20 protein-coding genes and 1 tRNA gene are annotated in these 17868 nt (G+C 68.7%); 8 read left to right on the top strand and 13 right to left on the bottom strand.

Going from position 1 to position 17868, the window contains the following annotated elements:
- Window positions 1-52 precede the first annotated feature (52 nt).
- Genes QOZ99_RS16635 through QOZ99_RS16620 form a run of 4 tightly spaced genes read left to right on the top strand, consistent with a single transcriptional unit; the run spans window position 53 to window position 3732 of the window.
- On the top strand, window positions 53-1084 hold the full coding sequence (locus QOZ99_RS16635) for a TRAP transporter substrate-binding protein (protein WP_306891121.1): 1032 nt from the start codon (window positions 53-55) through the stop codon (window positions 1082-1084).
- Window positions 1085-1109: 25 nt separating this feature from the next.
- Entirely contained in the window at window positions 1110-1709 is a 600-nt protein-coding gene (locus tag QOZ99_RS16630) for a TRAP transporter small permease subunit (protein ID WP_306891120.1), read from the top strand.
- Entirely contained in the window at window positions 1706-3010 is a 1305-nt protein-coding gene (locus QOZ99_RS16625) for a TRAP transporter large permease (protein ID WP_306891119.1), read from the top strand. Before QOZ99_RS16630 ends, QOZ99_RS16625 begins: the two co-directional genes overlap by 4 nt.
- The gene (locus QOZ99_RS16620) at window positions 3010-3732 is read left to right on the top strand and encodes an aspartate/glutamate racemase family protein (RefSeq protein ID WP_306891118.1); all 723 of its coding nucleotides are present in this window, start codon (window positions 3010-3012) and stop codon (window positions 3730-3732) included. The genes QOZ99_RS16625 and QOZ99_RS16620 overlap by 1 nt, the downstream gene beginning before the upstream one ends.
- 255 nt (window positions 3733-3987) lie before the next feature.
- On the opposite strand, the gene QOZ99_RS16615 is transcribed toward QOZ99_RS16620, so the two are convergent.
- A tRNA-Thr gene (locus QOZ99_RS16615) sits at window positions 3988-4063 on the bottom strand.
- A gap of 75 nt (window positions 4064-4138) precedes the next feature.
- The gene (gene htpX / locus QOZ99_RS16610) at window positions 4139-5137 is read right to left on the bottom strand and encodes a zinc metalloprotease HtpX (RefSeq protein ID WP_306891117.1); all 999 of its coding nucleotides are present in this window, start codon (window positions 5135-5137) and stop codon (window positions 4139-4141) included.
- A gap of 171 nt (window positions 5138-5308) precedes the next feature.
- On the opposite strand from htpX, the gene QOZ99_RS16605 reads away from it, so the two are divergent.
- The gene (locus tag QOZ99_RS16605; protein WP_306891116.1) at window positions 5309-5518 is read left to right on the top strand and encodes a DUF1674 domain-containing protein; all 210 of its coding nucleotides are present in this window, start codon (window positions 5309-5311) and stop codon (window positions 5516-5518) included.
- 21 nt (window positions 5519-5539) lie between these two features.
- On the opposite strand, the gene QOZ99_RS16600 is transcribed toward QOZ99_RS16605, so the two are convergent.
- The 8 genes from QOZ99_RS16600 to QOZ99_RS16565 all read right to left on the bottom strand — a co-directional run bounded on the left by QOZ99_RS16600 (window position 5540) and on the right by QOZ99_RS16565 (window position 12074).
- The gene (locus QOZ99_RS16600) at window positions 5540-6391 is read right to left on the bottom strand and encodes a C40 family peptidase (RefSeq protein ID WP_306891115.1); all 852 of its coding nucleotides are present in this window, start codon (window positions 6389-6391) and stop codon (window positions 5540-5542) included.
- A 61-nt stretch (window positions 6392-6452) separates the two neighbouring features.
- Complete coding sequence (locus QOZ99_RS16595) at window positions 6453-6803, bottom strand: MarR family transcriptional regulator (RefSeq protein WP_306891114.1); 351 nt, start codon at window positions 6801-6803, stop codon at window positions 6453-6455.
- A 95-nt stretch (window positions 6804-6898) separates the two neighbouring features.
- The gene (locus tag QOZ99_RS16590; RefSeq protein WP_306891113.1) at window positions 6899-8278 is read right to left on the bottom strand and encodes a leucyl aminopeptidase family protein; all 1380 of its coding nucleotides are present in this window, start codon (window positions 8276-8278) and stop codon (window positions 6899-6901) included.
- 47 nt (window positions 8279-8325) lie between these two features.
- A complete protein-coding gene (locus tag QOZ99_RS16585; RefSeq protein WP_306891111.1) occupies window positions 8326-8916 on the bottom strand; it encodes a histidine phosphatase family protein in 591 nt (196 codons plus the stop codon).
- Window positions 8913-9566, bottom strand: coding sequence for a hypothetical protein (locus tag QOZ99_RS16580; RefSeq protein ID WP_306891110.1), 654 nt, complete (start codon window positions 9564-9566; stop codon window positions 8913-8915). The genes QOZ99_RS16585 and QOZ99_RS16580 overlap by 4 nt, the downstream gene beginning before the upstream one ends.
- Before the next feature lie 44 nt (window positions 9567-9610).
- Entirely contained in the window at window positions 9611-10408 is a 798-nt protein-coding gene (gene fabI, locus QOZ99_RS16575) for an enoyl-ACP reductase FabI (RefSeq protein ID WP_306891109.1), read from the bottom strand.
- Between the two features lie 153 nt (window positions 10409-10561).
- Window positions 10562-11521, bottom strand: coding sequence for a DnaJ C-terminal domain-containing protein (locus tag QOZ99_RS16570; RefSeq protein ID WP_306891108.1), 960 nt, complete (start codon window positions 11519-11521; stop codon window positions 10562-10564).
- A gap of 100 nt (window positions 11522-11621) precedes the next feature.
- The gene (locus tag QOZ99_RS16565) at window positions 11622-12074 is read right to left on the bottom strand and encodes an RT0821/Lpp0805 family surface protein (RefSeq protein WP_306891107.1); all 453 of its coding nucleotides are present in this window, start codon (window positions 12072-12074) and stop codon (window positions 11622-11624) included.
- Between the two features lie 206 nt (window positions 12075-12280).
- Here QOZ99_RS16565 and pdxH point away from each other — a divergent pair, with 206 nt between their 5' ends.
- Entirely contained in the window at window positions 12281-12907 is a 627-nt protein-coding gene (gene pdxH / locus QOZ99_RS16560) for a pyridoxamine 5'-phosphate oxidase (protein ID WP_306891106.1), read from the top strand.
- A 64-nt stretch (window positions 12908-12971) separates the two neighbouring features.
- Window positions 12972-13721: an SDR family NAD(P)-dependent oxidoreductase gene (locus QOZ99_RS16555; RefSeq protein WP_306891105.1), complete on the top strand. Its 750-nt coding sequence runs from the start codon at window positions 12972-12974 to the stop codon at window positions 13719-13721.
- A 12-nt stretch (window positions 13722-13733) separates the two neighbouring features.
- Here the strand turns inward: QOZ99_RS16555 and QOZ99_RS16550 are convergent, their stop codons facing one another.
- Together QOZ99_RS16550 and QOZ99_RS16545 are read right to left on the bottom strand one after the other, a co-directional pair.
- Window positions 13734-14711: a magnesium transporter CorA family protein gene (locus QOZ99_RS16550; protein WP_306891104.1), complete on the bottom strand. Its 978-nt coding sequence runs from the start codon at window positions 14709-14711 to the stop codon at window positions 13734-13736.
- Between the two features lie 232 nt (window positions 14712-14943).
- Complete coding sequence (locus QOZ99_RS16545) at window positions 14944-15171, bottom strand: hypothetical protein (protein ID WP_306891103.1); 228 nt, start codon at window positions 15169-15171, stop codon at window positions 14944-14946.
- A 292-nt stretch (window positions 15172-15463) separates the two neighbouring features.
- Between QOZ99_RS16545 and QOZ99_RS16540 the strand changes: the two genes are divergently transcribed.
- Window positions 15464-16066, top strand: coding sequence for a L,D-transpeptidase (locus tag QOZ99_RS16540; RefSeq protein ID WP_306891102.1), 603 nt, complete (start codon window positions 15464-15466; stop codon window positions 16064-16066).
- Between the two features lie 298 nt (window positions 16067-16364).
- On the opposite strand, the gene QOZ99_RS16535 is transcribed toward QOZ99_RS16540, so the two are convergent.
- Complete coding sequence (locus QOZ99_RS16535; RefSeq protein WP_306891101.1) at window positions 16365-17747, bottom strand: aminotransferase; 1383 nt, start codon at window positions 17745-17747, stop codon at window positions 16365-16367.
- Window positions 17748-17868 lie beyond the last annotated feature (121 nt).

Raw genomic sequence — 17868 nt, 5'->3', positions numbered from 1 at the left:
GCCGAAACACGCCTCGCACTCGTTCATCCTCGCTTGGGAACAGGAAATCCGCATGTCACACCGCATCCTTCTCGCCGCGATCACCGCGCTGATGATCACGCCCGTCCATGCCGAGACCATCACGCTGCGCGTGCTGGGGCAGCCCTCGGGCTCCGGCCTCATCGCCCAGAAGAAGGAACAGCCCTTCTTCGAAAAGCTGGCGGCAACCACCGGCCTCGACATCAAGATCGAATATCTCCCCGTCGACGTCGCGGGCATCCCGGATACGGACGGCCTGCGCGTGCTGAAGTCCGGCCTGTTCGACATTGTCTCCCTGCGCGGGCCGCAGGTCAGCCGCGACGAGCCGGCGATGCTCGGTCTCGATCTGGTCGGGCTGAACACCAGCTACGCCTCCGGCAGGAAGCATATCGATGCCTTCGCGCCGTTCGTCGACGAACGGCTGCAGAGCCGCTTCAATGCCAAGCTGCTCGGCGTCTGGCCGGCCGGCCCGCAGGTCATCTTCTGCAAGCCCGAGGTGAAGAGCCTCGCCGACCTCAAGGGGCTGAAGGTGCGCGTGGGCGACCAGAGCGCGGCGAATTTCGTCGGCAAGCTCGGCGCCACCGGCATCTCCATGCCGTTCGGCGAAGTCCAGCAGTCGCTGGCGCGCGGCGTCGTCGACTGCGCCATTACCGGCCCGGCCTCGGCCAATTCCGGCGGCTGGCCGGAGGCGACGACCACGGTGCTGCCGGTCGCGCTGCAACTCGCGGTGAACGGCTACGCCATCAACACCGCCTCGCTGAAGAAGCTCACCCCCGAGCAGCAGGCCAAGCTGACTGCCGCCATCGGCGAGCTGACCACCGAGATCTGGGCGTTCTCCGAAGAACTGTACGAGGATGCCATGCGCTGCAACACCGGCAAGACGCCGTGCGAGCGCGGCGTTTCCTACAAGCTGACCGAAGCCACACCCTCGGAAGCCGACCTCAAGGCGGTCGCCGCGGCGGTGGGCGGTGTCTCGCTGCCGATCTGGGCCAAGCAGTGCAACGCCGTGGCGCCGAATTGCGAGGCGGTCTGGCGCGCCACGGTCGGCAGCCAGCTCGGCCTCTGACAATCCACGGAGGCGGAGAAGACCCATGCATACCTATTCGCGCCTGCTTGGTATCGTCTTCGGGATCCTGATGATCGCGTTGTCGGTCACGGTGACGGCGGAAACGCTGCTCCGCAAGTTCTTCTCCGTCACGCTTGGCGGCATCGACGAGCTGGGCGGCTATGCCATTGCCATCGCCGCCCCGCTCGCCTTCACGGTCGCGCTGGTCGAGAATTCGCATATCCGCATCAACCAGCTGACCGCCCTGTTCCCAAAGCCGGCGCAGGCGGTGCTGGATGCGCTGTCCGTGCTCTCCATGGCGTTGCTCGCCGGCTATTTCTTCTACTTCACCGTCGACACCGTGCTCGACACGCAGGAATACCAGTCGATCGCGCAGACCCCGTGGGCCACGCCGCTGATCTATCCCCAGCTGTTGTGGCTGATTGCCAGCGCCACCTTCCCCATCGCCGCCCTCATCCTCGCGCTGCAGGCGCTGCGCCTGCTCCTGCGCGGCGACTGGCGCGGCCTGACGCGACGCTTCGGGCCCCCTTCCCCGGAGGAGGAGCTGAAAGCGGAACTCGACGACCTGAAGAAGCGCGAAGCGCGCGCCCATGATCTGCCGGCGCAGGAAGGAACCGCCCCATGAGCATCGCCATCGTCGGTATCGGCTTTCTTCTCATGCTGGGGCTGATGTTCCTCAGCGTCCCGGTCGCGGTGGCGATCATCGGGGTCGGCGCCTTTGGCGGCTACCTCATGTATGGCGCGCCGCTCGTCGACATGATGGGCGGGGTGATCTGGTCGAGCATTAACAGCCCGTCCATCCTCGCCATCCCGCTCTTCATGCTGCTGGGCGAATTGCTGCTGCGCGGCGGCATCGCCGATCGCATGTATGACGCGATGGCGGTGTGGCTGGCGCGCCTGCCGGGCGGCCTGCTCCACAGCAACATCGCGACCTGCACGCTGTTCTCGGCCACGTCCGGCTCCTCGGTGGCGACCGCCGCCACGGTCGGCACCATCGCCCTGCCGGCACTGCAGCACTATAAATATCCCATGGCCCCCGCGCTGGGTTCGCTGGCGGCGGGCGGCACGCTCGGCATCCTCATTCCGCCGAGCGTGAACCTGCTGGTCTATGGCTCGCTCGCCAATGCCTCGGTCGGCCAGCTCTTTGCCGGCGGCATCGTGCCCGGCATCCTGCTGGCGCTCAGCTTCTCGCTCTACATCGTCCTCTTCCACGGCAAGGCCGGCGCGCAGGCGACCGAGCTGATCGACATGCCGTTCCGCCAGAAGCTGGCGCTCGGCAAATATCTCATCCCGCCCTTCATCATCTTCGGCGTGGTGATGGGTTCGATCTATGGCGGCCTTGCCACCCCGACCGAATCCGCCGCCATCGGCGTCATGCTGGCGCTCGGTTTCGTCGCCTTGAACCGGCGGCTGACGCTGGACCTGCTGATCAACTGCTCGATCCAGGCCGCCAAGACCAGCGGCATGGTCATCATCGTGCTGGTGTGCTCGCTGCTGCTCAACGTCACCATCTCGATGACCGGCGCGGCGCAGGCCATGACCCAGTGGATCGCCGGCTTCGAACTGAGCCAGCTGGCACTGCTCTTCGCGCTGCTGGTGTTCTACGTGCTGCTCGGCACCTTCATGGACGCGATGTCGATGCTGGTGCTGACCGTGCCCATCGTCATTCCGGTGATCCTCGCCGCCGGCATCGATCCGATCTGGTTCGGCATCTTCATCGTCATCATGTGCGAGATCGCGCTGATCACCCCACCGGTCGGCATGAACCTGTTCGTCGTGCATGGCGTGCGAACCGATGGCGGCAGCTATAGCGACGTGACGCGCGGCTCCTGGCCCTATGTCTTCGTGATGATGATCTTCACCATCCTGCTGATGCTGTTCCCGCAGGTGGTGATGTGGCTGCCCGACATGCTGGCGGGACGCTGATGATATCCGCCCACCTTCCCCCCGAGGAGGCGCGCGCGACGCGCCTCCTGATCGTCAACCCCAATACCAATCCCCGCGTCACCGCCAATATACGGGCCGAGATCGCGCGGGTGATCCTGCCCTCGACGCAGGCCCGCGTGGTCAATCCGCCGGAGGGCCCGTTCTCGATCGAGACCGAAGCCGATCGCCATGCCGCGGAAACCCATGTGCTCGCCCTGCTGCGCGGCAGCCTCGCGGCGCGCCATCAGGCCTATGTCCTGGCCGCCTTCGACGACATCGCCCTCGCCCGCGCCCGCGCCTTCCTCCGCGTGCCGGTGGTTGGCGCGGTCGAGGCCGGCATCGCCGCCGCGCGCACGCTGGCATGCCGCTTCACCGTCGTGACCACGGTGGCCAGCGCGCTGCCGGGCATTCACCGCCAGTTCGAACGCTATGGTGTCGCGCAGATGGCCACGGCGCGGGCCGCCGGCATCGGCGTCGCCGAAGCGGCGGCGGGCGGCGGCGTGGCGATGGAGCGGCTGCTGGAGACCATCGCGCGGGCCGTGACGAAAGACGGCGCGGACGCGATTCTTCTCGGCTCGGGCGGGCTCACCGGCAGCGCCGAACGGTTGCGCCCGCATGTGCATGTCCCGATCATCGATGCCGTTCTCGCGGCGGCGAAGCTGGCGGAAGCGCTGGCCGCGCTCGCGCCGCGCGAGCCGATCGATGAGCCGATGCCGGGCTGAACGACTCACCCGGCCCGCCGCGGCGAATCGGCCTGCCCACCGTCCGTTGAACAGCATCGGAGCGGACGTCACGGTGTGGATTTCGCGATCCGTCGGCGCAACGGCTCGGCGTTCCCCCACTCGATAGTCGCCGCGCTACCTGCGAAAAAGGCGGCCGCCATCGCGCGCGGTGGGATCGCCAAAGGCGCCAAGGCGCCGATCTTTTTGATTTTTCAGACGCTTATGCACATAAGCGAACCTCTCCGGGAGAGGTAATGGTGCCGCTTGTCAGACTCGAACTGACGACCTCCGCATTACGAATGCGATGCTCTACCAACTGAGCTAAAGCGGCGCGCGGCTTCTGATAGCCGCGAAGTCCCTTCTTTTCAAGCGCCCCGACGCACGAACGACGGATGTGGTGCCCGGTTCAGCCCCACGGGCCGCGACGGCCCTGCGGCCGTCGCGAATCCGGGCCACGCGAGGGCGGCGAGGTGCCGCCCCACGGCCCCCCGGGCGCGGCACCGCTCCGTACGGGATCGGCCGGCCGCGCGGCGGAAGTGGAAAAGCCGCCGCCGGCAGCGCCCATTTCCCGCGCCAGCGCCTCCAGCGCGGCAATGCGGTTCTCGGTCGCCGGATGGGTGGAGAACAGGCTGTCCATCCGCTCGCCCGACAGGGGGTTGATGATGAACATGTGCGCCGTCGCCGGATTGTGCTCGGCGGGCATGTTGGGAATGCGATGCGCATAGCCGGAAATCTTGGCCAGCGCCGAGGCGAGCCAGAGCGGCTGGCCGCAGATTTCGGCCCCCGTCCGGTCGGCGACATATTCGCGGGAGCGCGACACCGCCATCTGCACCACCATGGCGGCAAGCGGGGCGAGGATCATCATCGCGAGGGTGCCGATCACGCCGAACCCGTTATTGTTGTTACGGTTGCCGCCAAAGAACATGGCGAAGTTGGCAAGCATGGAGATCGCGCCCGCCAGCGTCGCGGTAATGGTCATGGTGAGCGTGTCGTAATGCTTGATATGCGCCAGTTCATGCGCCATCACGCCGGCCACCTCCTCGCGCGAGAGCGCGTTGAGCAGCCCCGTGCTGGCCGCCACCGCGGCGTTCCGCGGGTTGCGACCGGTGGCGAAGGCGTTGGGCTGTGGATTGTCGATGACATAGACGCGCGGCATGGGAAGCTGCGCCCGCGCGGCGAGCTGCTCCACCAGGCCGTAGAAGTCCGGCGCGCTGGCGCGATCCACCTCGCGGGCGCCGTACATGGACAGCACCATGCGGTCGGAATTCCAGTAGCTGAACAGGTTCATGCCGGCCGCCACCACCAGCGCGATCAGCATGCCGCCCTGTCCGCCGATCATGAAGCCCACGCCCATGAACAGCGCGGTCATGCCCGCCAGCAGGATCGCGGTGCGGAAATAGTTCATCTCGTCCCTCGTCTGACGCGCCGTCTCATGCGGTCTCGTCCATAGGATGGGAAGCATCGTGCGAAGCCGCAAGGCCGGGCGGCATCGGCGCTGCCCCAGCGTCAGACCGAACGCGCCCCCACACCCCGCGCCGGCTTGACGCGGACCGGCCGGCAATGGTTCCAATGCGCCATGACCGATGACATCGAAACGCCCAAGGTGGCATCCCCGATTCCGCGCCGCGCGCTCAGCCCGGCCGCCGAGCGCGCGCTGGCCGAGGCCGCCGCGCGACGCGCCGCCGCCGCTCCCGTCCAGGCGCCGACCGAGATCGATGGCCGCGACGGGCCGGAGCCGGTGCGCTATGGCGACTGGGAAGTGAAGGGCATCGCCTCGGATTTCTGAGGCGCGCCGCCAACGCGCCCCTTACCCGAGCCGGCGCACGCTGCGCACCGGCGCGCTCGCGGCCGCGATACGGGCCAGCGCCCCGGCCAGCGGCTCGCGCACCACCGACATGAACGCGGCGGTGGCGTGCAGCAGCGTGCCGCGATCCTCGACGATGCCGACATGGCCGGGCCAGAACACCAGGTCGCCGCGCTCCAGCACCGCGATATCACCCTCGAACGCCACCGGCGCACCGAGCGCGCGCTCCTGCATGTCGCTGTCGCGCGGCGCCGCGATGCCGGCCGCGGCGAGCGACACCTGCACGAGGCCCGAGCAGTCGAGCCCGAGGCTGGAGCGCCCGCCCCAGAGATAGGCGGCGCCGAGGAAGCGGGCGGCCACCGCGACGAAATCCTCCTCCACCGCGTCGAGCGGCACGAGGTGGCCGGCAAAGAGGAAGCCGCCATCCTGCGTCACCGCGAAGCGCTCGCGCATCTCCACTACGCCGACACGACTGCCGAAGGAGAGCAGTTCGCGCGGCGGCAGCTTGATGGACGGGCCGGGAAATACCGGCGTGCGCAGCGCCGCCACCTTGTGCGTGACAGGCGCGCCCGGCGCGGCCAGCGCCTCCACGGGCAGCCAGCCGACATACAGGTCCGCCTCCAGCTGGCCCCAGGCCCAGCCCTCCGGCGTGGTCTCGTAGACCGTCACCGTCTCGCCCGACAGCGCTTCGGTGGTGAGCGGCGCCTCGGGGGACGGCTCGCGGCGCACCGGCGCGCTGACGGCGCGCACGCGCCACCTCTCGCCCTCGATGAAGCGGGCGGCATCGACGACGCCGCGCAGATGGGCGGCGGCAAGGTCCGGCCGGGCCGGCGTCAGGCGGGGGTCGAGGGTCACGGGCGGGCTCTCTGGAATGAACGACCGGTGGCGGCGGATGGCGGATGACAGGCGGCGCCGCTCAGCGCGGCAAGGCGCGGGCCACCGCTACCACCTGATCGCCCAGCTTCTCCAGATAGAGCGCGCCTTCGACGGTGCGCTGGATGATCACATTTCGCCGATCCGCCTCGTCGCGCCGGCGCGACACGAGGTGCAGCGCGCCCATCGTGTCGAGCGCGCGCGTCACCACCGGCTTGGTCACGCCGAGCCGGGCGGCAAGCCCGCGCACCGTGTGCGGCGGCGTTTCCAGATAGACGCTGAGCAGGATGGCCAGCTGGCGCGGGGAGAGATCGGGCGCATCGTCCCGCACCTGCGCGAGCGACAGCTCGTGCAACAGGCGCAGCGCCTGCGATGGGCGCAACTCGACCGCCATGCCCCGCTCCCCGGCTCCAATCCGCCGCGCCACCAAGGATCGTTACGGCAGCGGATTGTTCCCGGGAATATGCGGTGCCGCGGGCCAACAAAGTCTTAACGCCCGTAACGCTCCGTGAGCAGCGCGTCGAGCGCCCGGATGGTCTGCGCCTCGCCGCCCTCCGGCCGGCCGGGGCGCGCGGAAGGGTTCCAGGCGAAGATGTCCAGATGCAGCCAGCTCGACGCCCGCTCGACGAAGCGCTGCAGGAACAGGGCGGCGGTGATGGAGCCGGCGAAGCCGCTGCCCGGCGCGTTGTTGAGGTCGGCGATCGGGCTGTCGAGCATGGAGGCGTAGGGCTTCCACAGCGGCAGCCGCCACAACGGGTCGGCCTGCGCGCTCGCGTGGCGCGCGAGATCGGCGGCAAGTGCCTCGTCATCGGTATAGGCGGGCGGCAGCTGCGGGCCGAGCGCGACGCGGGCCGCGCCGGTAAGCGTGGCGAAGTCGATCAGCAATTCGGGCGCCTCCTCATCCGCCAGCGCCAGCGCATCGGCGAGGATCAGCCGGCCCTCGGCATCGGTATTGCCGATTTCGACGGACAGCCCCTTGCGCGAGGGGAAGATGTCGCCCGGCCGGAAGGCATTGCCGGCAATGGCATTCTCCACCGCCGGGATGATGAGCCGCAGACGCACCGGCAGCGCGCGCGCCATGATGAGCAGCGCCAGACCGAGCGCGTTGGCCGCTCCGCCCATGTCCTTCTTCATCAGCAGCATGCCGCTCGGCGGCTTGATGTCGAGCCCGCCGGTGTCGAACGCCACGCCCTTGCCGACCAGCGTCACCTTGGGCGCATCCGGCGCGCCCCAGGAGAGGTCGATGAGCCGCGGCGCGCGCGGGCTGGCCCGTCCCACCGCGTGGATCAGCGGAAAATTGGCGGCGAGCAGGTCCTCGCCGGTCGTCACGTTCACCTGTGCCTCGAAGCGGGCGGCGAGCGCGCGCACCGCCGCCTCGATTTCCGCCGGGCCGAGATCGTTGGCGGGCGTGTTGACGAGATCGCGGGCAAGCGTCACCGCCTCGGCCATGTGCTCGATATCGGCCTTGTCCACCCCCTCGGGCACCACCAGCCGCAGCTCCGGCGAAGGACGCTTGCGGTACTGCGTGAACCGGTAGGCGCCGAGCAGGAAGCCAAGCACCGCGAGGCGGGGCTGGGCGGGGGCGCGGGCAAGCGCGTAATCGCCGGCGGGCAGCGCGGTCGCCAGCTTGCCGAAGGCCAGCGGGTCGCGGGGCGCCTCCTCGGTGCCGAACAGCACGCCGGCGATCGCGCCATCAACGGCGGGCAATACCAGCACAGCGCCGGGCTCCGCCTTGAAGCCGGTCGCCTCGCCAAAGGCCAGCGCGGGCGCGGGAAGCTCGGCGGCCACCTCGCGCCAGGTCTGCGGCGTCACGCACCAGATCGGGCGGGGAGTGGCGGCCTCGTCGGCCCGGATCAGTTGTGCGCCCATCGCGATACCTCATCTGTGCCGCCATCGGCGCGGCGGCGTGCAAAGCCTCAGGCGACGGCGAGTTCGAACGCCCCGTCGCGGATCATGTAGACCGCCCCCTGGCGCACCGGCAGGTCCACCGCCTGCTGCGGCGGCATGCCCGCCAGCATGTGCAGGATGGCGCGCACCACGCCCCCATGGGTGACGACCACGCTGTCCTCGGTGAGATCGGCGAGCGCCGCCATCACCCGCTCGGTGAGCATGTCGTAGCTCTCCCCGCCCGGCGGCACGAAGTGCCACGGGTCGGCCCGGCGGGCGGCGAGGCTGACCGGGTCGCGGCGCTTCAGCTCCTGCCAGGTCGCGCCCTCCCAGCGGCCGAAGGAGATTTCCTTCAGCCGGGCGTCGCGGCGGAACGCGTCCGGCGACAGGCCAAGCTCGGCGCGCAGGATCGCCATGGTCTGCGCGGTGCGCGAGAGCGGGCTCGCCACATAATCGAGCGCGCCGGCGCCCCCGCTCAGCCGGCCGATCACCCGCGCGAGATTGGCCGCCTGTTCGCGGCCGAGATCGTTGAGCGGAATGTCGTGATGGCCCTGAAGGCGGCCGGCGAGATTCCAGTCGGTCTCGCCGTGCCGGACAAGGAAGATGCGCCGCCGGGTCATTTCGACGGCAGGGCCACGGTGTGCGTGTAGCTGGTGCCGCCATTGCGGCCGATGCGCGGCCAGGAGACGCGCACCGTCACGCTGCCGCCCCCCCGCGGGGCGCGGCCGGACAGGATGAGCCGCGTGCCCCGCACGGTGCGGCCGCGGCAGAAGGTGGAGCCGGCATCGTTGCCGGTGGCGACGAACTGGCCGTAATCGGTGGTCAGCGTCACCCCGGGCGGGGCGTTGCGCACGGTGAGGGTCGGCGCGCCGGCGGGCTGGCAGAGCGTATCGGCCATGCCGGCGGCGAACACCACGCGGCCCGCACCGCCGCCGATCAGCAGGGCGAGGCGCTGGTAGCTGCTGTCATTGCTGGCCGGCGAGGTATAGCCGGGGAAGATGAGCCCGCCGGTGCCGAAGATACGGCTCCAGAACGGATATTGCTGGAAGGTCGGAGGGGTGCCGCTGTCCTGCGTCGGCGAGCCCGGCGTCGCCCAGTCCGGCAGGCCGGAGCCTGGGGGCGGGCGCACCGTGATGGAGGACTGCGCCGCGGCCGGCAGGCTCGCCGCGCCGATGCCCATGAGCACCGCCGCCGCCAGCACCGCAGCCGCCAGCGCCGCGCGGGCAAGGCCGCGCACCGTGCCGCGCCTGTCTCCGGGAGCCTTGATCATCGTCCGTCTCCTGCTCGCCAGCCGCCGCGCCGTCCGGCGCCGGCTCAGTCCCGCTCCAGCGTCAGGTCCGGAGCTTCCGGGTTCTTCATGCCGACCACGTGATAGCCGGCATCGACGTGATGAATCTCGCCGGTCACGCCACGCCCGAGCTCGGACAGCAGATACATGCCGGTATCGCCCACCTCGTCGATGGTGACGGTCCGGCGCAGCGGCGCGTTCAGCTCGTTCCACTTGAGAATGTAGCGGAAATCGCCGATGCCCGAGGCCGCGAGCGTCTTGATCGGGCCGGCGGAAATGGCGTTGACGCGGATGTTCTTGGGCCCGAGATCGGCGGCGAGATAGCGCACGCTGGCCTCCAGCGCGGCCTTCGCGACGCCCATGACGTTGTAATGCGGCATCCACTTCTCGGCGCCGTAATAGGTCAGCGTCAGCATCGAGCCGCCATTGGTCATCAGCTTCTCGGCGCGCTGGGCGACCGCGGTGAAGCTGTAGCAGGAGATCAGCATGGTCTTGCTGAAATTATCCGCCGTGGTGTCGACATAGCGCCCGTCGAGCTCGCTCTTGTCGGAAAAGGCGATGGCATGGACCAGGAAGTCCAGCCCGCCGAGCTGACGCTCGGTTTCCGCAAATACCGCATCGATGGTCGCCGGGTCGGTCACGTCGCAATGGCCGACCACCACGGCGTCAAGCTCGTTGGCCAGCGGCTCGACGCGCTTGCGCAGTGGTTCGCCCTGATAGGTGAAGGCAAGCTTCGCCCCCTGCGCCTGAACCGCCTTGGCGATGCCCCAGGCAATGGAGCGGTTATTCGCCACTCCCATCACCAGGCCCCGCTTGCCGTTCATGAATCCGCCCGTTGCTCTGCCCGTCACACCGCGCTCCGTGCTTCGTTCCACCTTGCGGTGCCGAGTGGTTCCTATCGCACAGCGGCAGGACCCGCTCAAGCCAGCGGTTGCGCGCCCGCCCGCCATACTGTGGTCGGGCGGGCCGAGACGGGCTCAGGCCGCGCCGTCGCGCCGGCTGCGCAGCAGCGCCTCAAGCTCGGGATCGCGTTCCGCAGGCAACATGATCCGCAAGGTCGCGAACAGGTCGCCCGCCGTGCCATCGGCCTTGGGCAGGCCCTTGCCGCGCAGGCGGAAAGTGCGTCCGGACTGGGTCCAGGCCGGCACGGAGAGATCCACCTCGCCGCCCAGCGTCGGCACGCGCACCTTGCCGCCGAGCACGGCATCGGCCAGCGGCAGCGCGACATCGGCCCGGAGGTCGGCGCCCTCGATCTTGAAATCGGGATGCGGCGCATAGGAGACGACGACATAGGCGTCGCCCGGCGCGCCGCCGAACGGGCTCGGCTCGCCCTGCCCCTTCAGCCGCATGCGATGGCCTTCAGCCACCTTCGCGGGAATCTTCACCTCGACCACGCGCCCATTGGGCAGGTGCACCTTGACCGGGCCACCCTCGACCACCCGATCGAGCGGCACCGGCACGGCGATATCGATGTCGCCTCCGCGCGGCGTCTCGCCGCCGCCGGCGCCGCGCGCACGGCCACGACCGCCCAGCCCGCCGAGAATATCGGCGATCACGTCGTCGAAGCCGCCGGCATCGTGCGGGCCATGGCCGGAGCGGCGCATGCCCTCCGGGCCATAGGAGAAGCTCTCGAAGATGGTTTCGCCCTGCGGGCCGCGCTGGAAGCCGCGTCCGGGACCACGCCCCCCGCCCGGAAAGCCTTCGAAGCCGCGCGGCTTGCCCTCGGCGTCGATCTCGCCACGGTCGAACTGGCCGCGCTTCTCGGGGTCCGAGAGCAGCTCATTGGCGGAATTCAGTTCGGCAAATCGGTCCTGCGCCTTCGGATCGTCCTTGTTGGCGTCCGGGTGCAGTTTCTTGGCGAGCTTGCGGAAGGCTCGCTTGATGTCGGCCTGTTCGGCGTTACGGGCGACGCCGAGAATCTCATAAGGATCGCGCATGGATGATCATCTCGTCCGGCGGTTCCGGCTCTCGCCTCCATGTAGGCATGGTGTTGCTGCGACGCAACGGTGCCGCCGCGCCCGATTGCGCGGGAAAGCGTCAGCTGCGGGCGAGCAGCCGCGCCTGCGCCACCTGCCAGCTGCCATGGGAACTCCGGCACGCCTCCCCCTGCAGCCATTTCTCATCGCTCGCGCGCACGAAGCTGATGCGGAAGTCGCGGCAGGTGCCCGTCTGGGTCTGTCGCGACACGCCGAGCGGAATGGCCGTGCCGCGAGCGGCATTGGCGTAATTCTCCCACGGAACGCTCGGGGAGGCGTTCTTCTCGCGCAGCGCCTCGGCCAGCGCCTGGCGGGCGGCGGCCCAGTCGTCCGGCGCGATGCCCTTGGGCACCGGCTCGGCCGTATAGGCGACAGCCTGCACGACAGGCTTGCCAGCGGCGATGGCGACGGCGGGGCGCGGCGAGACCGGCGGCGACGGGGGCGCCATGGCGCGCGCCGCCACCGCATCGCCCCCGAGCGAGCCGGTCGCGCTCATGTCGAGCGCATCGGGCAAGGTGGAGCATCCGGCGACGGCGAGGCCGGCTGCGACGAAGATCAGTACGGATCGCGCTGTGCGCAGCAGCGCGACGCGCTTATATGGGGGGGTGACGCATGCCGGAGCCGTCCCCCCGCGGGGATCCCCCTTGTGCGCCGCCGCATTTCGCCGCTTGTGGATCATTGCCCCGGCCCCTTTGGGGTCCATTCACCGAAGATGTCCTCATGGAAGCCCCGGAACAGTTAACATCTGGTGATTTCACCGCCGCCGCCGAACCCTTTCGTCTGTTCGAGGAGTGGTTTGCCGACGCGCGCGCCAGCGAGCCGAACGATCCCAACGCGATGGCGCTCTCCACTGTCGATGCCGATGGGCTGCCGGATGTGCGCATGGTGCTGCTGAACGCCCGCGACGCGCGCGGCTTCGTGTTCTTCACCAATACCGGCAGCGCCAAGGGGCGCGAGCTGGCGGCGGTGCCGAAGGCGGCGGCGGTGTTTCACTGGAAGTCGCTGCGCCGGCAGATCCGCGTGCGCGGCCCCGTCGAGACCGTGAGCGATGCCGAGGCCGATGCCTATTTCGCCTCCCGCCCGCGCCTGTCGCAGATCGGCGCCTGGGCGAGCCAGCAGTCGCAGCCGCTGGAAAGCCGATTCGCGCTGGAGACGGCGGTGGCCAAGTTCACCGCGCACTATGCGCTGGGCGAGGTGCCCCGGCCGGCCCACTGGACCGGCTACCGCATCCGGCCGGTACAGATCGAATTCTGGCACGACCGGCCGTTCCGCCTGCACGACCGCGTCGTCTTCCGCCGCGAATCGCCGGACGCCGGCGCGTGGAGCCGGACGAGGCTCTACCCGTGATCCACGATCCCCTTTCCCCGCAGCACCCCGCCTGACCCTGTCCCCGAGCATCAAGTAGAGATCCATGACCAAAGGCTCCAATCAGCCGCGCCGCACCTTGCTGCTCACCGGCGCCTCGCGCGGGATCGGCCACGCCACCGTGAAGCGCTTTTCCGCTGCCGGATGGCGCGTCATCACCTGCTCGCGCCATGCCTTCCCGGAAAACTGCCCGTGGGAGATGGGGCCGGAGGATCACATCCAGGTCGATCTGGGCGACGCGCAGGACACGCTCCGCGCGGTCGACGAGATCAAGAGCCGGCTGGAGGGCGGCGAGCTGCACGCGCTGGTGAACAATGCCGGCATTTCGCCCAAGGGGCCGGGCGGCGAGCGCCTGAGCACGCTCAACACGCCGCAGGAAGCCTGGCACAAGGTGTTCCAGGTCAATCTGTTCGCGCCCATCCTGCTGGCGCGCGGCCTGCTGGAGGAGCTCAAGCGCACCCATGGCGCGGTGGTCAACGTGACTTCCATCGCCGGCTCGCGCGTGCATCCCTTCGCCGGCGCGGCCTATGCCACCTCCAAGGCGGCGCTGGCCGGGCTGACCCGCGAGATGGCGGCCGATTTCGGCCGGGTCGGCGTGCGGGTGAATGCCATCGCGCCGGGCGAGATCGACACCTCGATCCTCTCGCCGGGCACGGAGAAGATCGTCGAGCAGATCCCCATGCAGCGCCTCGGCACGCCGGACGAAGTGGCCAAGATCATCTATGTGCTGTGCACCGAGACGTCGTCCTACCTGAACGGCGCCGAGATCCACATCAATGGCGGCCAGCACGTGTGAGGGCGCGCGGAACTACAGCCACCGCTTCCACTTGAAGATCAGGTAGGGCACCACCGCCGCCGCCAGCATGGCGACCAGCGCGATGGGGTAGCCGTAATGCGCGCCGAGTTCCGGCATGTACTGGAAGTTCATGCCGTAGATCGAGGCGATCAGCGTCGGCGGCATGAGCACCACCGAGAGCACGGCGAAGATCTTGATGATGTTGTTCTGTTCGATCGACACCATGCCGAGCGTGGCGTCGAGCAGGAAGGTGATCTTGTTGCCGAGATAGGACAGATGGTCGTTCAGCGAGGCCACGTCGCGCTGCATGCTCTTGAGCTGCGCACGCGGCTCCTTGTCGAGCCGCGCCGCATCGCCCTCGGTACCGAGGAAGGTGACGAGCCGGCCGATCGACACCAGGCTCTCGCGCACCTTGGAGGCGAGGTCGCCGCGCCGGCCGATCTCGCGCAGCAGCACGCGAAAACGCTGGCTGCCACTCACGCTGGCCTCGTCCTGCTCGAACACGCGGCGCGAAATGCCGTCGATCTCGGCCCCGAGCCGCTCGATGATGTCCGCCGCGCGGTCGATGATGGTGTCGAGCAGCCACATCAGCACGCGCTCGCCGGTCAGCCCGGCGGCCTGCAACTGGTCGAACTTGCCGGCGAGGACGCGGAACGGGGTCGTCTCGTCATAGCGCACGGTGGCGAGCCGGCCCTTGCTCAGGATGAAGGTGACATCGGCCAGCATCGGCTGGTCGCTGTCGCTGTGGCAGACCAGCGACGCGGTCATGTAGCGCGCGCCATTCTCGGCGCGCAGGCGGCTGGATGGCTCGATCTCGACCATCTCCTCCCGCGTCGGCACGGCGATGCCGAGCGTGGCTTCCACGCTGGCATCCTCGGCGGGCTCCGGGCGGAACAGGTCGATCCAGATCGCCTCGGCCGGGATCATCGCCCCCACGGGAACGGCGACATGCTCCAGCGCGCCCTGGCGCATGCAATAGGCGTTGATCATCGGCTCTCCCCGCACGCGCCTTCGCGGCGGCCGCGACAATGGACAAGGCCGCGTCCGGTGTCACCACCCCGCTTCCGGAATTCCGAGGCGGGAGCGGCACGGCTGCGACACCCGTTCACGGCCGGCCGCCACGGCGCGCCGGAGGAGGCTCCACCGGCGCGCGACAGGGCGCAGCCTCACGATCGGCCGCGTGACAATCCAGGATCGGCAGGGATGTTGCGGATGGCGGCGCTCAGGCCGCGAAATATTCCACGTCGCGTAGCGTGACGATTTTGTTGTCCCCCTCGTCGGTCCGCGCCGCACCCTTGGCGGGGGCATCGGATACCGTCGGGGTCGAGGCATAGCGGGCAGCGGCGGCGACGGCGGAAATGCCGATCTCGCGCCAGTGGGCGGTTTGGTGGGAACGGTCCCAGCGTTCGCTCGGCCGGCTCTCGGGAGCCGGGGTTTCCTCGGTAGACATGCCTTCCTCCAGAATGGTCGCCCCGCTTTTCGGGAACGACAGTCGACGAAATGGGCGCCGACTGCGTCAAAATTAAGCAGAATCGAGGTCAGGGATAGGGTGCCTTACGTTAGGAACGGTGTTCAGCCCGGTTCTGGACCTCTTCCAACGAAACTGAGGTTTTTGAGCAACAAGTCCGCGCCACCGACACATGGCGCCGATATGTCCTCTTCAAGGCCAGAACGAGTTCGGCTAATCGACATGCATGAAAGCACGCATGTGTCGTGCGAGAAGAGATTCGGAGCTTCGGGATATGATTGTGCGCGGGGCGGGAGTTGTCCTGTTGGCGCTGCTGTTGGGGGCTTGCAGCGCCGTGGAGCGCCAGCCGGCGCCCGAGGCTTCTCTGACCCCCCGGGACAAGCAACTGCTGGCCAATGCGCCTTACCAGAAGGTGCTGCCGCCGGATATTTACCAGCGCTCCATCGTCGACTATTCCGGCAAGGAGAAGCCGGGCACCATCGTCGTCGATACGGACAAGAAGTACCTCTATCTCGTCCAGAACGACGGCAAGGCGATCCGCTACGGCGTGACCGTCGGCGAGGAAGGCCTCGCCTTCCACGGCGAGGCGAAGGTGGGTCGCAAGGCCGAATGGCCGACCTGGACGCCCACCCCCGAGATCAAGCAGCGTCTGGCCGGCGTGCCGAATTTCGTCGGTCCCGGCCCGCACAACCCGATGGGCGCCCGCGCGCTCTATCTCTACCAGGGTAACAAGGACACGTTGTTCCGCATTCACGGCACCAACCAGCCGGAATATATCGGCCAGGCCATCTCGTCGGGCTGCATCCGCATGCTGAACGAGGACGTGATCGACCTCTACACCCGCGTGCCGCAGGGCGCCGAAGTCGTGGTGCTCTGAAGGCGCACGGCTCTCGCGGCGCGGCCCCTTCCGGGGGTTGCGCGGAGCCCGCGCAAGGCCGGATATCGAAAAGGGCGCTGCTTGGCAGCGCCCTTTTTCTTTGCCTGCTCGGCTTTGGGACCAGCCGGCGAACAAGCGGCGGCGACGGCATCCTCATCCGCGCGAAAGGGCGGCGCCCGGCCGGACGGGACGGCGTCACGCCACCGGTCGCGGCCCTGCCGGCGCGGCGGAGGGCGACAGGCGCTCATCCCCGGGGAAGCCCCCGGGGAACATGCCGCCCCCCCCGTGACGGAGCCTGTCACGCCGCCAGCAGTTTCTCGCTCACCGCCCAGTCCAGCGTCTTGTCCAGCGCGCGGGTGAGGCGGTCGAACAGGTCGTCGATCTCGGCCGGCGAGATGATGAGCGGCGGGCAGATCGTCACCGCGTCGCCGAACACGTTGCGCACGATCAGTCCCTCGCCCTGCGCGAAGGCCACGCACTTGGCCGCCACGCCCTTCTTGGCGTCGAACTGGTGCTTGGTCTTCTTGTCGGCGACAAGCTCGACGCCAGCCACCAGCCCCGCGCCGCGGGCCTCGCCGACGAGGGGGTGATCCTCCAGCGCCGCCAGCCGCGCGCGGAACTGCGGAATCTTCGCCCGCACCCGCTCGAACACGCTCTCGCGCTCATAGATTTCCAGCGTCTTGAGTGCCACCGCCGCCGCCACCGGATGGCCGGAATAGGTGTAACCATGGCCGAAGCTGCCGAGCTTGGTGCTCTCCTGCAGCATGGCCTGGTACATGTCCTCGGGGATCATCACCCCGCCGATCGGCTGATAGGCGGAGGAGAGCGCCTTGGCGATGGAGATCGAGTTCGGCGTCATGTCCAGCGCCTGGCAGCCGAAGGCGGTGCCGAGCCGGCCGAAGCCGGTAATGACCTCGTCGCCGATGAAGAACACGTCGTATTTCTTCAGCACCGCCTCGATCTTGGGATAATAGGTCTTCGGCGGCACGATGACGCCGCCGGCGCCCAGCACCGGCTCGGCGATGAAGGCGGCGACCGTGTCCGGGCCCTCGGCGATGATCAGCGCCTCCAGATCGGCGGCGAGGCGGGTGGCGAAATCCTCCTCGCTCTCGCCCGGCTCGGCCAGGCGGTAATAATGCGGGCAGGTCGTGTGCCGCACGCCGGCGATCGGCAGGTCGAAATCATTGTGGTTGCCGGCGAGCCCGGTCAGCGAGGCCGAGGCGATGGTCACGCCGTGATAGGCGCGCATGCGCGAGATGATCTTCTTCTTCTTCGGCCGGCCGAGCGCGTTGTTCATGTACCAGACGAGTTTCATCTGGGTGTCGTTGGCCTCGGAGCCGGAATTGGTGAAGAACACCTTGGAGATCGGCACCGGGGCCATCTCCTTCAGCTTCTCGGCCAGTTCGATCGCGGGATCGTGGCTCTTGCCGCCGAAGATATGGCTGAAGGGCAGCTTGCGCATCTGCGCGGCCGCCGTCTCCACCAGTTCCTCGTTGCCATAGCCGAGTGCCGTGCACCACAGGCCGGCCATGCCTTCGAGATAGGGCTTGCCGTCCACGTCATAGACCCACGAGCCCTGGCCACGCTCCAGGATGAGCGGACCGGTGTCCCGGATGGACATGAGGTTGGTATAGGGGTGGATCAGGGTCTCGACGTCGCGAGTCTGCAGATTGGTGAGCATGAGCCGGAACTCCGCGGGGGGATCAGTCGCGCGCACCCTAGATCGCCCCGCGCCGCGCCGGAAGCGCGCCCTTCGGCGCATGCCGGCCGAAAGCGCGCTTTTCGCACCGTTTCCGTGTCTC

Origin of the sequence: Ancylobacter amanitiformis (assembly GCF_030814815.1) — a bacterium.
GTDB classification, from domain to species: Bacteria; Pseudomonadota; Alphaproteobacteria; order Rhizobiales; family Xanthobacteraceae; genus Ancylobacter; species Ancylobacter amanitiformis.
The sequence above is the reverse complement of the archived record's forward strand: the minus strand, read 5'-3'. Positions and strand labels throughout refer to the sequence as shown.

What these genes read in the sequence shown, in the direction of transcription:
- QOZ99_RS16635 (WP_306891121.1), top strand. Translation starts at nt 53, where the DNA reads ATGTCACACCGCATCCTTCTCGCCGCGATCACCGCGCTGATGATCACG.
- QOZ99_RS16630 (WP_306891120.1), top strand. Translation starts at nt 1,110, where the DNA reads ATGCATACCTATTCGCGCCTGCTTGGTATCGTCTTCGGGATCCTGATG.
- QOZ99_RS16625 (WP_306891119.1), top strand. Translation starts at nt 1,706, where the DNA reads ATGAGCATCGCCATCGTCGGTATCGGCTTTCTTCTCATGCTGGGGCTG.
- QOZ99_RS16620 (WP_306891118.1), top strand. Translation starts at nt 3,010, where the DNA reads ATGATATCCGCCCACCTTCCCCCCGAGGAGGCGCGCGCGACGCGCCTC.
- htpX (WP_306891117.1), bottom strand. Translation starts at nt 5,137, where the DNA reads ATGAACTATTTCCGCACCGCGATCCTGCTGGCGGGCATGACCGCGCTG.
- QOZ99_RS16605 (WP_306891116.1), top strand. Translation starts at nt 5,309, where the DNA reads ATGACCGATGACATCGAAACGCCCAAGGTGGCATCCCCGATTCCGCGC.
- QOZ99_RS16595 (WP_306891114.1), bottom strand. Translation starts at nt 6,803, where the DNA reads ATGGCGGTCGAGTTGCGCCCATCGCAGGCGCTGCGCCTGTTGCACGAG.
- QOZ99_RS16590 (WP_306891113.1), bottom strand. Translation starts at nt 8,278, where the DNA reads ATGGGCGCACAACTGATCCGGGCCGACGAGGCCGCCACTCCCCGCCCG.
- QOZ99_RS16585 (WP_306891111.1), bottom strand. Translation starts at nt 8,916, where the DNA reads ATGACCCGGCGGCGCATCTTCCTTGTCCGGCACGGCGAGACCGACTGG.
- QOZ99_RS16580 (WP_306891110.1), bottom strand. Translation starts at nt 9,566, where the DNA reads ATGATCAAGGCTCCCGGAGACAGGCGCGGCACGGTGCGCGGCCTTGCC.
- fabI (WP_306891109.1), bottom strand. Translation starts at nt 10,408, where the DNA reads ATGAACGGCAAGCGGGGCCTGGTGATGGGAGTGGCGAATAACCGCTCC.
- QOZ99_RS16570 (WP_306891108.1), bottom strand. Translation starts at nt 11,521, where the DNA reads ATGCGCGATCCTTATGAGATTCTCGGCGTCGCCCGTAACGCCGAACAG.
- pdxH (WP_306891106.1), top strand. Translation starts at nt 12,281, where the DNA reads ATGGAAGCCCCGGAACAGTTAACATCTGGTGATTTCACCGCCGCCGCC.
- QOZ99_RS16555 (WP_306891105.1), top strand. Translation starts at nt 12,972, where the DNA reads ATGACCAAAGGCTCCAATCAGCCGCGCCGCACCTTGCTGCTCACCGGC.
- QOZ99_RS16550 (WP_306891104.1), bottom strand. Translation starts at nt 14,711, where the DNA reads ATGATCAACGCCTATTGCATGCGCCAGGGCGCGCTGGAGCATGTCGCC.
- QOZ99_RS16545 (WP_306891103.1), bottom strand. Translation starts at nt 15,171, where the DNA reads ATGTCTACCGAGGAAACCCCGGCTCCCGAGAGCCGGCCGAGCGAACGC.
- QOZ99_RS16540 (WP_306891102.1), top strand. Translation starts at nt 15,464, where the DNA reads ATGATTGTGCGCGGGGCGGGAGTTGTCCTGTTGGCGCTGCTGTTGGGG.
- QOZ99_RS16535 (WP_306891101.1), bottom strand. Translation starts at nt 17,747, where the DNA reads ATGCTCACCAATCTGCAGACTCGCGACGTCGAGACCCTGATCCACCCC.